The sequence below is a fragment of the Absiella sp. AM29-15 genome (genome assembly GCF_003434225.1).
GTDB lineage: Bacteria > Bacillota_I > Bacilli_A > Erysipelotrichales > Erysipelotrichaceae > Hoskinsella > Hoskinsella hominis.
In genome coordinates this window covers 1-14,828 of the sequence record NZ_QVFL01000032.1, presented here as the reverse complement: position 1 = coordinate 14,828, position 14,828 = coordinate 1, and the positions used below count along the sequence as shown (strand labels likewise).

Here is a 14,828-nt window from a genome sequence, read left to right as displayed (position 1 = left end):
AATTCTTATATTTTTTTCTGAAATCTTAAAATAAATCATTACTTTTCGCAAAAGAAAAAGTGCTTTCGCACTTTCTATACATTAAATCTGAAATGCAATACATCGCCATCCTGAACTTCATATTCTTTACCTTCAAGATGTAATTTTCCTGCTTCTTTTACCGCAAGCTCACTACCCAGTTCATCAATATCTTCAAACTTGTAGCATTCTGCACGGATAAAACCTTTTTCAAAATCTGTATGGATAACACCTGCACATTGTGGAGCCAACATACCTTTTTTGAATGTCCATGCACGACACTCATCTTCTCCTGCTGTTAAGAATGTGCATAAATCAAGGATACGATAAGCTGTTTTAATCACCTTATCCAAGCCGCTTTCTGGAATACCTAATTCTTGTAAAAATTCATTCTTTTCTTCTTTATCCAGACCACTTAATTCTTCTTCAATTTTTGCACATACAGGAACAACTTCATTATGTTCACTTTCTGCGTATGCTTTTACTTTCTGATAATATTCATTGCTTTCTGGTTCCGCAATTTCCACATCAGACATATTAGCGATATAAATCATTGGCTTTAATGTTAATAAACTGAATGCTTTCACAATATCCAGTTCTTCTTTTTCAAGATCAACTGTTCTTGCGGCCTTTCCAGCTTCTAATGCTTCTTTTAATTTTTTTAAAACTGCAACTTCTTTCACGCTGTCTTTATCTTTATTTGTCAAAGCTTTACGTTCTACTTTGCTTAAACGATTGTCAATTGTCTGAAGGTCTGCCATGATCAATTCTAGATTAATGATTTCAATATCACGGATAGGATCCACATTTCCTTCTACATGTGTAATATCATCATCTTCAAAACAACGTACTACATGACAAATGGCATCAGTTAAACGGATATTGCTTAAGAACTGATTCCCTAAACCTTCTCCTTTACTTGCCCCTTTTACAAGACCGGCAATGTCTGTAAATTCAAAAGTTGTATAAATCGTTTTTTTAGGATGAAATAATTCTACTAAACGATCAATTCGATGATCTGGTACTTCTACCACACCAACGTTTGGCTGTATTGTGGCAAATGGATAATTTGCTGCTTCTACCTGACTTTTTGTGATTGCGTTAAATAATGTAGACTTTCCTACGTTTGGAAGTCCAACGATTCCTGCTGTTAATGGCATATTTTATCATTCCTCTCGCCATATCATTCTATCTTTTTTTTCGTTGTTATGCAAGGTTATTTTCATGGATTATGTAGCTTTCCAATTGATTTATCACAATATCTTCAATAATATTTAACTTTTTTTATAATCCTTCTTGCTTCAAAGGATAAATGGCATTCATCCATACCGGACAAATGCCATTTTTTCTTATCGGTTAATTGATCTTGCCATTCTTGCGTAAGTGTGACGTTTTCCACGAATCGCAATACTATAAGCCATAATGCCATCAGGTACAACAGGTGCCCAGCCGGCATCACCGATATGGTGAAGATCTGTTCCACACATTTTACACATCAATGCGATATCACGAATAGTAGAATCTTCAGAACCTTCTTGTGATGTTCCAATAGATGTTAGTGTCATTACATCTAAGGAATGAGCATAAGCAATCATTTCTTTCACATATTCCAATGTGATACCAGGCACTGTTCCTGGCGCAGGAATCAAGATAACATCTGCACCTGCTTCCACAAAATCTTTGATAACTTCTTTTGTGATGATATTTTCACCAGCTTCTTTTTTAGAACCAGCGGCATGCATTTTACCTGCCATTAAAACAATATCATCCCCAACAACTTCTTTCATCTTTTTCAGATTTTCCACAATTGTTTGATTTGACACTCCAGTACCCGGATTACCTGTCAATAAGATAAAATCAATACCAAGTTCTTTTGCTTTTAAAGCTGCTTCTACACTTGCCTGACGTCCTTCACAAATGGTTTTAATTTCCCCGATTGTCTGTTCACTTTTATCAATTGGTTCCAGGTTCACACCAATTAAACGTCCAGTTAAACATTTTAATTCACGGATAACATCTTTATCCTCTACACCAGTGATCCCATCAATTTTAGGATGATTGACATCAAACATGTTCAACAACAGAATATCTGCGCCAAATGCTGCGCTGATTTCCGCATTCGTCATTGGTGACAACAGGCTTTCATTACATAATGAGCACTCCGCAATCAATACTCTTCCTTCGCTTGCTTCTAATGACTCCAACAACTCTTGCTTGTTCATTGCCTCCATATCAGAAAAATTACAATCTAAAAATCTTTTCATCTTGCTATACCTCCTCTTTCATGATTTCAGTATAACAGGAATTTTCTCATTTGGATGATTAGCTTTTTTCCATTTTTGTAAAATTTGCGAATGCAAATGCAATTTTCACAAATAGGCAGGATATCTGCATTGCGGTATCTAATATCGTATCACGGAATTGAAATGGGAAAATATATGGTGTTAATTCTTTAAAACCATCATCATATGTAGCAGTAATAATCGCAAGTTCTTTCCCTTTGGCTTTTTGTTTCAACAGCCAGTCTTTATGTGCATTGATCCATTCTCCCTGTAAATTGATAACCCAGAATAAAGCCGTATCCTGTAAACGTGTTTCCATAAAATCTTCATCTAAATCCCGCATAATTCCATGTACCTGTATCCCATAAGGTTCTAAAAAACTTCTTAGTACATGTACACAGATATAACTATAAGGCGTATAAATCACACTGATTTCCTTTTCTTTCTGCATCTTTTTTGCGATTTCAAATATCATTTGTTCATCATGATACTGCATATAAAAGGAAAGATTTTTTTGTTCGTTTTCTAGATAATGCTCACATGCTTTCTGATAATCTGTTTCTGCAATTTGAAGCTGATCGTCAATATAGCGATGATCTTCATAACTATAACAATCATTTCTTAATTCTTTAAAATTTTTATATTTTAATTTATGACAGAATTTAGTCACAGAAGCAGGTGTTGTATTCGCAAGTTTTGCGATATCTTCGATCAATATATCAGGAAAGCGGTTGTAGTTTTTCAACAATACCATTGCGATTTCAAAATCAACTGTGGATTTCTCAGCGGTATATAAGAATATCATCAATCGTATATATGCGTTATTCATATGTTAATCCTTTCTGATCAAACACTTGTTTTAAATGTGCTAAGCCATCTGTATGAAACTTTGCGCCATAGCGATTTCTATCCGTATAAAATATCACTGTTGTATATTTTTTTCTTTGGTCAAAGTAAATATCACGTATATCCAAAAATGAATACCAATGACTATCAAAATATAATTGGTCATTCATCATCGCACATACAGGTGTATCATAACTAAGTACTACAAGTGGTATGGAGGATACAATCAGCGAATAGCCGTTTTCATCAAATCGTAAAATAGCCAAAATCAATATAAGCATGCTAATGCCCATCATAAATGAAAACATCTTTTTATTAGGTTCATCAATCATCACAGCATTGGATAAGATGACCTTCATATCTCTTAAACGCAATCGTATCATCCATATACCTAATAGTAATACGCATATAATCAATACTTTTGGAAACAGCCACACATCTTCTCTACAAATCACATAGATCCCCCAAATGATAGCAATCATCATATATAGAAGTTGTACTCCTATCATACATTTATACACCCATAAATCGTTTTTGCGATTCACGTTATGCCACCTCTTTGCGTTTCATCCACAGACACACTGATATAGAAGCCATCATAATAATAGACATAATGGAAACTGGTGATAATGATTCTCCCCGTATGATATCAAATATAGAAAGTCCTATTTCCACCACTGCCAACGCTGTAAAGATATAACGTATCATCTTTTCTCGATCTCTTGATAATAAGCCAAAATAAGCACCTCTTAATATTGAATTCACAGAGATAAATGTAATGATAAAGCATGATGCAATAATCATAAAATCAGAAAATCCAATTTCTTTTTCAATATCATAAATACCAAAATCTGTGATAAATGCGGCAGCCAGCAACATTACCACTGTCACAATCACTGTTTGTACAGCAATTTTTCCTCTTAATAATACTTGTCTTTCATCAAATTCATCCATAGTTTTCCACTCCTTTTCATAATGATACTGCTTTTGTTTGTACTCTTTTATCTATTCACATTCTTTTGTTTTACTTTCATGAATGTAAAATACAACACATATAAGTATGATGCATACATCTATAAATAACATACCATAGCTTGCCTGAATTTCATGTTGTAGAATCATTGGCTTTTTTTCTCTTATAATACTTATCACATTACATATTAAAGCGATACTTCCTGCAGCTCCCATCAATATGGCGATTTTATTTTGCTGATTCAACATATCCACATAAACTTCTTTTTTTATCATTTCTATAGAAGCTAATGCAATTGTCATTATAATAATCACTCCACCAGTAATTGTACCAAATACATGGGCACCATCCAGCAATGAGCTGTATATGACATCCAGGGTAAGAAATATAATAAATAATATACATGCATGTTTAAATATATCGCCTCTGATTTGAAGCTGGCGTTCGTCAAAATTGTTTTTCATCTTTCAAGACTCCTCTCTATTCTTCCCAAAATAATTCATCTAGGGTTTTATTCAATACTTTACATATGGCGATGCATAATTTAATACTTGGATTATAATCGCCTTTTTCAATCGCATTCATCGTCTGCCGGGTGACACCGACTTTTTCAGCCAACTCTTGTTGTGTCAAATCAAGTGCTGCCCTTGCCGACTTTAATTTTAGATTTTTCGCCATTCCATCGCCTTCTTTCTGATTACATATTAATACTATCATGACATAATGTCAAGTATATATTACTTTTTATCTTGTAATTTTGATTATTTGTATATGAAAAAGTCTGTAATCAAATGAAATTACAGACTCTGTTATCCTATATCCTGCGTTTTTTAAGCTTATCGTTTATAACTTATCCTTTCTTCAATACCCAGCAAATGATAAATCATATTTTTTTCATCTTCAGAGATTATACGCTTCATAAATAACTTTGGCACAACACCATTGCATCCATACATCATCATCCCTAGTGGTGATATGCCACCTGATGTTGGAAGTTTAATTAAATCACTCAGAAAATCTATAAACCTTTTGTATTCAAAATCATAGTCGTTTTGTTGAAAAATCAAGCGAAATATTCCATAATAAATGAAATCTGAATTTGTATCATCTCCATAATATTGCATTGCAAATTTTTTATAATATGAAGCATACTCTGGATAGTATTGTAGGAAAAACATATTCAAATCAAAATAGTCAATTGAATAACGTTTATCAAATGTATATTCGTGATAATCGTGAAGCATAAACACTTCCTCATAATTTGATAATTGATGATTTTTGATAAATTTTTGAAAAATATCATAAGCATAAGAATCCCTTATTGGGGAAAATAAACTGTTGATCAAATACTTAAAAAGTGAATCCGTTCTCCAATTATCACATGCTATAAAATCATTAAGTAAAGCCCATAATTTTTCATCAAAATCATCATAGTCAAATTTTCCTTTTCTTTGCAAATCTATGATAACCGACCTAATGAAATGGTTACGATTTAAATAATCAAAAGGATTTGATCTACATAATATCGTTTGATCATCACAACCTTCTAAAATATTTTTTCCACATAAACTGGAAAATACTTATCCACAATTTTCCAAATATCGTAATATGATACACCTCTTTGTAACATTTTATCACTCCTTTCTTGCCTTTCACAATTAACTTTGTCTTACATTTATCATTATAACCAAATCAAATATAAAAAACATTATTTTATTCTATTATATTTGCGCATGATACATTTAGATTAAAAAAGAACCACTTTACATGGTTCCTATAATATTTATTCTTTTGGTTCCTCTTTTGGAGCCTTTTCTATAATACGTTTTAATTTTTTTTCAAACTGTACACGTGGGAATAGCACGCTTGTCCCACATCCCAGGCACTTGATACGAATATCCGCACCCATTCTGATAATTTTCCAATACTTCGATTTATGACATGGATGTTCTTTTTTCATTTCCACGATGTCGTTTAAATCATAATCCTGGATTGGCATAATATCCCTCCTTTATCCCTCTCTTTTATGATAAGACTGTAATGTATTTTCCAGAAGCATTGCGATGGTCATTGGACCTACACCTTTTGGCACTGGTGTAATATAGCTACATACTTCCTTTACATCCTCAAAATCAACATCTCCACACATTTTATTATTTTCATCACGATTAATTCCAACATCAATCACAACGGCGCCTTCTTTTACCCAGTTACGATTGATATATTTAGCTTTACCAATTGCCGCAATAAGGATATCAGCTTCTTTACAAACATTTTCGATATCCTGTGTACGTGAATGACAAATTGTCACTGTCGCATTTTTATTCAACAATAACTGTGCAATCGGTTTTCCCACAATATTACTGCGGCCAACTACAACAGCACGTTTTCCACTTAAATCATCATATCCAATCGTTTCTAAGATACGAATAATACCTTTCGGTGTACAAGATACAAATGTTTCTTCATTCAACATTAATTTACCCACATTACAAGGATGGAATCCATCCACATCCTTATTAGGATCAATGGCATGAATGATATCCTTTTCTTTGATATGTGCTGGTAATGGCAATTGTACTAAAATACCATCTACAGCAGTATCTAAATTCAAACGTTCAATCAATGATAATAATTCCTCTTGTGTTGTGGTTTCTGGCAAGGTAATTAATTCATTTTCCATACCAACAAATTGACATGCTTTTTCTTTTCCACGTACATAGGACAAGCTTGCCTGATTGTCACCAACCAAAACAACAACCAATTTTGGGATACGTTTACCTTCTGCCTTTAACTGATCAATTTTTACTTTTAGATTTTCTTTAATATCCTTTGCGATTTCGCTTCCATAAACTACTTCACTCATAAGATCACTCCAATCCCATTTCTGCGCTGTCTAATATAATGGTGACAGGTCCATCATTTAATAATTCTACTTTCATATCTGCACCGAAGATTCCAGTTTCTACTTCTAATCCATAACTCCTGATTTCTTCGTTAAATGCCTCCCATATTGGCTTTGCGACATCCCCTTTTGCGGCTCTTTCAAAGCCTGGTCTTCTTCCTTTTTTACAATCCGCATAGAGTGTAAACTGTGATATTGAAAGAATCTTTCCCTTCACATCAGATAAGCCCTTATTCATTTTACCATTTTCATCTTCAAATACACGTAATTCTGCGCATTTCTTTGCGATTTTCTTTACGATATCGATGGTATCTGTCTGTGTAATACCAACTAACAGCATAAATCCCTGATCGATTTTCCCTATATATTCTCCATCTACTTTTACGCTGGCATGGGCAACTCTTTGTATAATTACTCTCATAGCTTTTCACCTCATTTTGTACATAAGTATACCGTAAGCGATAAAGAAACTCAATCAAAAATATGATTTTCACATCTTTCCTATCCAAAATGGTAATGTTCATTTACATTCATACGATATTCTTTTGGTGTCATTCCATAAAATGACTTAAATTTCTTATAAAAGAAATTCACATTATTACATCCAACTTTATATATTATTTCATTAATATTAAGTTTTGAATTAGCAAGCAGAAAAGCTCCCTCTGTCATTTGTTGTGACGTTTTAATCTCGATAAATGACATTCCTGTTTTTTTCTTTAACATATTGCTTAAATAATTAGGATTATATCCGAATTTTTCTGATACATCTTCTAAGTGACAACGATTATAGTTTTCTTCAATATAATTTAATACTGGTATTAGCGTCGTTTGATTATTTTCATTATCGCTGAATTTTTCCTGATCATCATATAATGTATTGATTAATTCTAGAAATATTGCTGAAACATAGGTTTTTATTAGTTCTTGATAACATTTACTTGGACCAAAATATTCACATAACAAATATTGAATCAGGGTATGTACCTTAAAGTTCTCTTGTGTTTTAAAAATGATATATTGATCATGCCTGCGATTTTTGGATATCGCATTCAGTAAAAAGGATGTAAGAATTCCCTTCTGTGACATTCTACTTAAAAATACGCTGTTAAAAAACTCTTTACGAAAAACGATATTGATGACGATATCCTTTTCTGTTTTTAAACTGGTAGCACTATGGACAACATTTGTGTCAAAAATACATAAATCACCCTGATGCATTTCAACTTCTTTTCCATTGATCACAAAAGTACATTTTCCTTCATAGATATAATTCAATTCCATATCTTTATGATGATGGGGTGGAATAGTTGTGTAGCGTGATTCTTTGATAATACCAATCTGGTCTGATTTTAAAGTATTAATAAAGTCAAAGTAATAACATTTCTGTCCCCGATAATCATCTAGTCGCAATCTTTCATAAAAAGGACTTAACTCTCCTGGATGAGCTAAATGCCAACGTTCTCCTGCAGTATTCAAATGTAAGAACTCTTCAAGATCATGAATATTCATATAATCCTCCATCTGTGAAAATGACATAAATAGTCAAATATTATGACATTTTAAAAACTTATTTCCAACATTATAATATCATTAAGAATTAGCTAATTCAAACGAAAGAGAGGTAGTTTGAAATGAAAAACGGATTTGACGACAATTTTTTATGGGGTGGCGCAATTGCTTGTTCACAAGCTGATGGTGGCTTTTTAGAAGGAGGAAAAGGTATCTCCACACAAGATTTACGCTATCTTGATCCCGCATGGAATCATGAACAAGTTGAGGAAAAGCATCATAATTCTCCTTTTTCAAAAGCAGAATTTGACCAGGCTTTAAAAGATATGGATACAACCTATTATCCTAACCGCAGAGGTATAGATTTTTATCATCATTATAAAGAAGATATTGCTTTATTTCACGAACTGGGTATGAAAATCTTTAGAACTTCTATCTGCTGGTCACGTATTTATCCTAATGGGGATGATGAAATGCCTAATAAAGAAGGTATCACTTATTATAAAGATATGTTTCAGGAATGTAAAAAATATGGCATGAAGATTTTTGCGACAATTCTGCATTATGATATCCCAGTGAATCTTGTATTGAAATATGGTGGATGGAAAAATCGAAAGACAATTGACTTCTATGTAAGATATGCTAAAACTTTGTTTGAAGAACTAGGCGATTTGGTTGATTACTGGCTTCCTTTTAATGAATTTAACGCAGGTCGTTTTGCTCCATGGGATGGTGTTTGTTTAATACAGGATGAAGAAGAAAATATGAATCAGTCTATTTTTCAATGCCTGCATCATCAGTTTATTGCCAATGCAAAGACGGTAGCATTATGCCATGAAATGCTGCCAGGTTCAAAAATAGGCGGTATGATAGCAAGATTTGAAACTTATCCAGCTACATGTCGTCCAGAAGATGCATTACAAGCAATGCAGGATCAGCAATATTCCAACTGGTTTTACACAGATATTATGGCAAGAGGGGTATATCCTGCCTATATGGATCGATATTTTGATATGTTTGATATCGATATACAATTCGAAGATGGGGATGATGAAATCCTAAAAGCAGGTATTGTGGATTTCCTTAGTTTCTCATACTATTTTTCACAAGTTTCTACTAATTCACAAACATGGGAGAAAACTGCAGGTAATTTGATCATGGCGAACAAAAATCCATATTTGGAAACAAGTGAATGGGGTTGGCAGAAAGATCCAATTGGATTAAGAATTTCTTTAAATCAAATGTATGATCGCTATGGCTTACCAATCATCATTGCTGAAAATGGATTAGGTACTGGAGATGTTTTAGAAAAAGATGGTAAGATTCATGATCCATATCGTATTGATTATTTGAAAACACATATTGAGCAAATGAAAGAAGCAATCATCGATGGTGTTGAAGTAATTGGTTATACAATGTGGGGAATCATAGATATAGTATCTTGTGGTCCACTTACAATGGATAAACGATATGGTGTCATTTATGTTGATTTAGATAATGGTGGCAAAGGCAGTGGAAAACGTTATAAAAAAGATAGTTTCTACTGGTATCAAAAATGTATAGCAACAAATGGAAAGGAATTGGGATAAGATCATGTCAAATAAAGAATTAGCAAAACAAATCATCACATTGCTTGGTGGCAGCAATAATATTCAGACAGCATTACATTGTGTCACAAGACTTCGCTTTAATTTAAAAGATAATGCTTTAGCCGATATGAAAGCTATTGAACAATTAGATGGTGTGCTTGGTACACAAATAAAAAACGATCAGTATCAGGTCATTATTGGTCCTATGGTTGGTGATGTTTTCATCGAAATTGAACCATTGTTAAATCATGATAATACTATCCAACCAGCTTCTAATAAGAAAATAAATATCAATATGGTTCTTGATATCATCACAGGTATTTTCTCTCCAATTTTACCTGCTTTGGTAGCTGGTGGTATGTTAAAAGGTATCATCGCCATGATTGATGGCTTTTGCTGGTTTCCAACAGATGGTGGAACTTTCGTCATACTGAATTTGATTTCAGATATTCCATTCTATTTTTTACCATTTTTACTTGCCATATCTTCATCTAGAAAATTCAAAGTAAATGAATTTTTAGGTATCTGTGTTGCTGGTGCTTTAATGTATCCAACCTTTATTGCAGCTGTTGGTGCTGAAACTTCTCCATTTACTTTCTTAGGTTTCAGTGTTCCAGTATTCCAATATGCAGATTCTGTTTTCCCAGTTATTTTAGGTGTTGGTCTGCTTTCTATTGTCTATAAATTCATTGATAAATTTATTCCAAACGTTTTAAAGATGGTAATTGTTCCAACAGCAGCACTCATCATTACTATACCATTAACATATTTGATTCTTGCGCCAATTGGAGCGTATGGTGGCATTTATTTAGCTGATGGTATTGTATGGATGTTTGATACACTTGGCATATTTGCAGGATTTTTGTTAGGTTTCTTTATGCCATTGATTGTACTTTGTGGTATGCATCAATCAACTTCTCCTATTCAAATTACGAATATCACAACCCTAGGCTATGATTATCTTCTTCCAATTTCATTCTGTCATAATATGGCAGAATCTGGTGCCTCTTTTGGAGCTGCTTTACACATGAAGGATGCTAAAATGCGAGCTGCTGCCTTAACAACAAGTTTCTCCGCTTTTCTTGGTATTTCTGAACCTGCCTTATTCACAGTGAATGTAGTAAACAAAACACCATTAATCGCTGCAATGATTGCCAATGGTATTGGTGGTGCTTTAACAACTCTTTTAGGCGCAAAATGTTTTGCCTTCGTTATGCCAGGTATTACATCCCTGCCTGTTTACGCAAATCCAGATGGCACCATTACAAATCTATTACTCATGTGCGTTTGTATCATTTCAACATTCATAATTGCTGCTTTTTTAGCATTCTTCCTTGGTATGAAAAAAGGCAAACAAAGCAATGCGAAAGAGTCCACAATCAAAACGCCATTAAAAGGTAAAATCATCTCCCTTGATCAAGTAAAAGATGAAACAATCTCAAGCGGTATGATGGGAAAAGGCTTTGCAGTCCTTCCAGAAGATGATATCATATATGCCCCATGTAGTGGCAACATCGTTGTATTAGCAGATACCAAACATGCGATTGGTTTAAAAGCTGATACAGGTGAAGAAATTCTGATTCATGTTGGTATTGATACAGTAGAACTTGAAGGAAAGCCTTTTGAAGTGTTTGTACAATTAAATCAACACGTTAATCAAGGAGATAAATTAATAAAAGTTGACTTTAAAAAAATTCAAACAGCCGGATATGATACAACAGTGCCTGTTATTTGTACAAACTCCAGCCAGTATCAAACGATTACAATTGATGAAGCACAAGCCTGTATGACCATACAATAACAACAAAAAACAAAGACATTCATACCTATATGTCTTTGTTTTTTTCATTAATATGTTAAAATCTCTATACCATGTTCCGTCACAAGCAATGTGTGTTCCCATTGTGCGCTCAGTTTTCCATCTTTCGTATAAGATGTCCATCCATTATCTTCATCAATATACAAATGATAGTCGCCTTCATTAATCATTGGTTCAATAGTAAACACCATGCCAGGTGCCAATACCATGCCATTACCTTTTCTTCCCACATGTGGAATAATTGGATCTTCATGGAATTCATTACCAACACCATGTCCTGCGAAATCAATCACGACACTATATCCGTTTTGATGTGCATATTCCTGAATAGCTGCACCGATATCGCCTACATTTCCCCATGGGCGTACAGCTTTGATACCGATTTCCAAACATTCCTTTGTGACCTGAACCAGACGTTTTGCTTCTTCACTTACTTCGCCAATCATAAACATACGGGAAGCATCACTATAATAGCCATGATAGATGGTAGACACATCCACGTTAATGATATCTCCCTCTTTTAAAATAATATCTTTACTTGGGATACCATGACATACTTCATCATTCAATGATGTACAAACACTCTTTGGAAATCCTTCATAGCCAAGGGGTGCTGGGATTGCGCCATGGCTTACTGTATACTCATAAACCAGTGTATCAATATCATCTGTGCTCATACCAGCCTTGATATGTTTCGCAACATGATCTAATACTCCTGTGTTGATTTTTGCGCTCTTTTTGATACCCTGAATATCCTGTTCACTTTTGATTAAAGAACGATCAGGAATCGTCTTTCCAGCTCTGGCAAGTTCTGCCAGCTTTAAATCGAATTTTTCATGACATTGTTTGTATTTTTTTCCACTGCCACACCAGCAGCGCGTATTTCTATGCATTTCCATTCATACACACCTCATTTCAACCATAAGTATAGCACGTCTGTTTTACTTTTTCCAAGAAAGCGTACCATGATTTTAGAAAAGATTATAAATCACTATCACAAAAAAGGCTCCATGCAAGGGGACAGGAGCCAAAGGATGAGGGAAGGTAATGAAATTATTTTGGAAAACATATATCCACAATGAGGAATATGATTCATTACCATGATTACAGACATTTCTTTGTCTGTACCTATATAATACAACCAGTTTATGAAGGATATGTGAACACTTAATGAAGAATATGTAAAAAGTAAAAAATAACTATTTGACATAACGGACTTGCGCCTATAAAATAAATAAGAATAGAGTGGAGTGAAAAAGTTTATGAAAAGAGAGAAATTTTCCTCTCGTCTTGGGTTTATTCTGATATCGGCAGGCTGTGCTGTCGGTCTGGGAAATGTATGGAGATTTCCTTATATAACAGGACAATATGGAGGGGCAGCATTTGTATTGCTGTATTTGGTATTCTTGGTTATCTTAGGATTGCCGATCATGGTTATGGAGTTTTCTGTAGGAAGGGCATCTCAGAAATCCGCCGCTAAATCATTTGATGTATTGGAGCCAAAGGGTACAAAGTGGCATCTAATCAAATATGTTTGTATGGGTGGTAATTACCTGTTGATGATGTTTTATACAACCGTTGGCGGATGGATGTTAAATTATTGTGTAAAGATGGCAAGTGGTGATTTTAGTGGAAAAACCAGTGAAGCTGTCACACAAGGATTTTCCGATATGTTATCCAGTCCTTATGAAAACCTGTTCTGGATGGTGGCAATTACCATCATTGGATTCTTTGTTTGTAGTAAAGGTCTTCAAAATGGTGTTGAAAAAATTAGTAAATATATGATGAGCTGTTTGTTTATCGTCATGATCGTACTGGTTGTACGTAGTGTAACATTGCCTGATGCAATGGAAGGATTAAAATTCTATCTGGTACCTGATTTTGGCAAGATGATGGAAAATGGCTTATGGGATGCGATATTTGCGGCAATGGGACAGGCTTTCTTTACTTTAAGTCTGGGTATTGGTGCGCTGGCTATCTTTGGAAGCTATATTGGAAAAGACCGCAGTTTATTAGGTGAAAGTATCAACGTTTGTGTATTGGATACAATGGTAGCATTTGTGGCTGGTTTGATTATCTTTCCAGCATGCTTTGCATTTCATGTAGATGCTGGCAGTGGTCCAGGACTGGTATTTGTGACTTTGCCAAATGTATTTAATGTAATGCCAGGCGGTCGTTTATGGGGAACCTTGTTCTTCCTGTTTATGTCTTTTGCGGCACTGACAACCATTATCGCGGTATTTGAAAATATCGTTGCATTTGCGATGGATTTAGGATGGACAAGAAAAAAAGCTGTAATGGTCAACTTTGTGGCGATTCTAGTATTATCCTTACCATGTGCACTAGGATTTAATCTATTAAGTTTTATTGAACCATTAGGTGCGAAATCTACGATACAAGATCTAGAGGACTTCATTGTATCAAACAATATGCTGCCACTAGGTTCTTTGATGTATCTGTTATTCTGTACATTTCGTTATGGATGGGGATGGGATAATTTTATGGAAGAAGCAAACACTGGAAAAGGTTTAAAATTCCCAAAAGCGCTTCGTTTCTATATATCCTATATTCTACCAATTATCGTTTTATATATCTTCGTACAGGGATATCTGGATAAATTTGATATACCTGTTGGTATCTTGATTCCATTGATTTTAATCATATGTATCATCTATGTACCAATACAGGCATGGCGTAAAAACAAAAAATTAATAGAGAAACAATAACAAAAAAAATATGCATGGATGAATATACATCTGTGCTTTTTTTATGAACATATCATTTATACAAACCCAGGATACTGCATAAAAGAAAAAACCATAGATATTACTCCAATGCCAATAAGTTAAGGGTATTGACAAAAACAAAAATCAGGAATATAGCT

16 protein-coding genes are annotated in these 14,828 nt (G+C 34.0%); 3 read left to right on the top strand and 13 right to left on the bottom strand.

Annotated elements, in window-relative coordinates; all coding sequences use genetic code 11:
* Nucleotides 1–74: 74 nt before the first annotated feature.
* The 12 genes from ychF to DW761_RS20445 all read right to left on the bottom strand — a co-directional run bounded on the left by ychF (nucleotide 75) and on the right by DW761_RS20445 (nucleotide 8,536).
* Nucleotides 75–1,178: a redox-regulated ATPase YchF gene (ychF, locus tag DW761_RS20500; RefSeq protein ID WP_117456095.1), complete on the bottom strand. Its 1,104-nt coding sequence runs from the start codon at nucleotides 1,176–1,178 to the stop codon at nucleotides 75–77.
* Nucleotides 1,179–1,367: 189 nt separating this feature from the next.
* Nucleotides 1,368–2,282, bottom strand: coding sequence for a haloacid dehalogenase-like hydrolase (locus DW761_RS20495; protein WP_117519209.1), 915 nt, complete (start codon nucleotides 2,280–2,282; stop codon nucleotides 1,368–1,370).
* A gap of 58 nt (nucleotides 2,283–2,340) precedes the next feature.
* On the bottom strand, nucleotides 2,341–3,129 hold the full coding sequence (locus DW761_RS20490) for a MurR/RpiR family transcriptional regulator (RefSeq protein ID WP_117519208.1): 789 nt from the start codon (nucleotides 3,127–3,129) through the stop codon (nucleotides 2,341–2,343).
* On the bottom strand, nucleotides 3,122–3,691 hold the full coding sequence (locus tag DW761_RS20485) for a hypothetical protein (protein WP_117519207.1): 570 nt from the start codon (nucleotides 3,689–3,691) through the stop codon (nucleotides 3,122–3,124). Before DW761_RS20485 ends, DW761_RS20490 begins: the two co-directional genes overlap by 8 nt.
* Before the next feature lies 1 nt (nucleotide 3,692).
* Nucleotides 3,693–4,100, bottom strand: a complete 408-nt coding sequence (locus DW761_RS20480; RefSeq protein ID WP_117519206.1) for an NADH-quinone oxidoreductase — start codon at nucleotides 4,098–4,100, stop codon at nucleotides 3,693–3,695.
* A gap of 51 nt (nucleotides 4,101–4,151) precedes the next feature.
* Nucleotides 4,152–4,583 (bottom strand): hypothetical protein, encoded by a 432-nt coding sequence (locus DW761_RS20475; RefSeq protein WP_117519205.1) that lies wholly within the window; start codon nucleotides 4,581–4,583, stop codon nucleotides 4,152–4,154.
* Nucleotides 4,584–4,599: 16 nt separating this feature from the next.
* The gene (locus DW761_RS20470; RefSeq protein WP_117456083.1) at nucleotides 4,600–4,797 is read right to left on the bottom strand and encodes a helix-turn-helix transcriptional regulator; all 198 of its coding nucleotides are present in this window, start codon (nucleotides 4,795–4,797) and stop codon (nucleotides 4,600–4,602) included.
* Nucleotides 4,798–4,955: 158 nt separating this feature from the next.
* The gene (locus DW761_RS20465) at nucleotides 4,956–5,576 is read right to left on the bottom strand and encodes a hypothetical protein (RefSeq protein ID WP_117519204.1); all 621 of its coding nucleotides are present in this window, start codon (nucleotides 5,574–5,576) and stop codon (nucleotides 4,956–4,958) included.
* Between the two features lie 326 nt (nucleotides 5,577–5,902).
* Complete coding sequence (locus DW761_RS20460; RefSeq protein ID WP_117456079.1) at nucleotides 5,903–6,118, bottom strand: DUF951 domain-containing protein; 216 nt, start codon at nucleotides 6,116–6,118, stop codon at nucleotides 5,903–5,905.
* A 12-nt stretch (nucleotides 6,119–6,130) separates the two neighbouring features.
* A complete protein-coding gene (gene folD, locus DW761_RS20455; protein ID WP_117456077.1) occupies nucleotides 6,131–6,985 on the bottom strand; it encodes a bifunctional methylenetetrahydrofolate dehydrogenase/methenyltetrahydrofolate cyclohydrolase FolD in 855 nt (284 codons plus the stop codon).
* Between the two features lie 4 nt (nucleotides 6,986–6,989).
* Entirely contained in the window at nucleotides 6,990–7,445 is a 456-nt protein-coding gene (gene dtd / locus DW761_RS20450) for a D-aminoacyl-tRNA deacylase (RefSeq protein ID WP_117519203.1), read from the bottom strand.
* 80 nt (nucleotides 7,446–7,525) lie between these two features.
* Nucleotides 7,526–8,536, bottom strand: a complete 1,011-nt coding sequence (locus DW761_RS20445; protein WP_117519202.1) for an AraC family transcriptional regulator — start codon at nucleotides 8,534–8,536, stop codon at nucleotides 7,526–7,528.
* Nucleotides 8,537–8,658: 122 nt separating this feature from the next.
* Here DW761_RS20445 and DW761_RS20440 point away from each other — a divergent pair, with 122 nt between their 5' ends.
* Together DW761_RS20440 and DW761_RS20435 are read left to right on the top strand one after the other, a co-directional pair.
* Nucleotides 8,659–10,125: a glycoside hydrolase family 1 protein gene (locus DW761_RS20440; RefSeq protein ID WP_117456071.1), complete on the top strand. Its 1,467-nt coding sequence runs from the start codon at nucleotides 8,659–8,661 to the stop codon at nucleotides 10,123–10,125.
* Nucleotides 10,106–11,926: a glucose PTS transporter subunit IIA gene (locus DW761_RS20435; protein ID WP_233513148.1), complete on the top strand. Its 1,821-nt coding sequence runs from the start codon at nucleotides 10,106–10,108 to the stop codon at nucleotides 11,924–11,926. The genes DW761_RS20440 and DW761_RS20435 overlap by 20 nt, the downstream gene beginning before the upstream one ends.
* 47 nt (nucleotides 11,927–11,973) lie before the next feature.
* On the opposite strand, the gene DW761_RS20430 is transcribed toward DW761_RS20435, so the two are convergent.
* Nucleotides 11,974–12,843: a methionyl aminopeptidase gene (locus DW761_RS20430; RefSeq protein ID WP_117456067.1), complete on the bottom strand. Its 870-nt coding sequence runs from the start codon at nucleotides 12,841–12,843 to the stop codon at nucleotides 11,974–11,976.
* A gap of 363 nt (nucleotides 12,844–13,206) precedes the next feature.
* Here DW761_RS20430 and DW761_RS20425 point away from each other — a divergent pair, with 363 nt between their 5' ends.
* On the top strand, nucleotides 13,207–14,670 hold the full coding sequence (locus DW761_RS20425; protein WP_117519200.1) for a sodium-dependent transporter: 1,464 nt from the start codon (nucleotides 13,207–13,209) through the stop codon (nucleotides 14,668–14,670).
* The last annotated feature ends 158 nt before the right edge of the window (nucleotides 14,671–14,828 follow it).

Coding starts and splice junctions, on each gene's coding strand:
- DW761_RS20480 (WP_117519206.1), bottom strand. CDS start 4,100: ATGGATGAATTTGATGAAAGACAAGTATTATTAAGAGGAAAAATTGCT.
- DW761_RS20495 (WP_117519209.1), bottom strand. CDS start 2,282: ATGAAAAGATTTTTAGATTGTAATTTTTCTGATATGGAGGCAATGAAC.
- dtd (WP_117519203.1), bottom strand. CDS start 7,445: ATGAGAGTAATTATACAAAGAGTTGCCCATGCCAGCGTAAAAGTAGAT.
- DW761_RS20435 (WP_233513148.1), top strand. CDS start 10,106: ATGGAAAGGAATTGGGATAAGATCATGTCAAATAAAGAATTAGCAAAA.
- DW761_RS20430 (WP_117456067.1), bottom strand. CDS start 12,843: ATGGAAATGCATAGAAATACGCGCTGCTGGTGTGGCAGTGGAAAAAAA.
- DW761_RS20425 (WP_117519200.1), top strand. CDS start 13,207: ATGAAAAGAGAGAAATTTTCCTCTCGTCTTGGGTTTATTCTGATATCG.
- DW761_RS20490 (WP_117519208.1), bottom strand. CDS start 3,129: ATGAATAACGCATATATACGATTGATGATATTCTTATATACCGCTGAG.
- ychF (WP_117456095.1), bottom strand. CDS start 1,178: ATGCCATTAACAGCAGGAATCGTTGGACTTCCAAACGTAGGAAAGTCT.
- DW761_RS20470 (WP_117456083.1), bottom strand. CDS start 4,797: ATGGCGAAAAATCTAAAATTAAAGTCGGCAAGGGCAGCACTTGATTTG.
- DW761_RS20440 (WP_117456071.1), top strand. CDS start 8,659: ATGAAAAACGGATTTGACGACAATTTTTTATGGGGTGGCGCAATTGCT.
- DW761_RS20460 (WP_117456079.1), bottom strand. CDS start 6,118: ATGCCAATCCAGGATTATGATTTAAACGACATCGTGGAAATGAAAAAA.
- folD (WP_117456077.1), bottom strand. CDS start 6,985: ATGAGTGAAGTAGTTTATGGAAGCGAAATCGCAAAGGATATTAAAGAA.
- DW761_RS20475 (WP_117519205.1), bottom strand. CDS start 4,583: ATGAAAAACAATTTTGACGAACGCCAGCTTCAAATCAGAGGCGATATA.
- DW761_RS20445 (WP_117519202.1), bottom strand. CDS start 8,536: ATGAATATTCATGATCTTGAAGAGTTCTTACATTTGAATACTGCAGGA.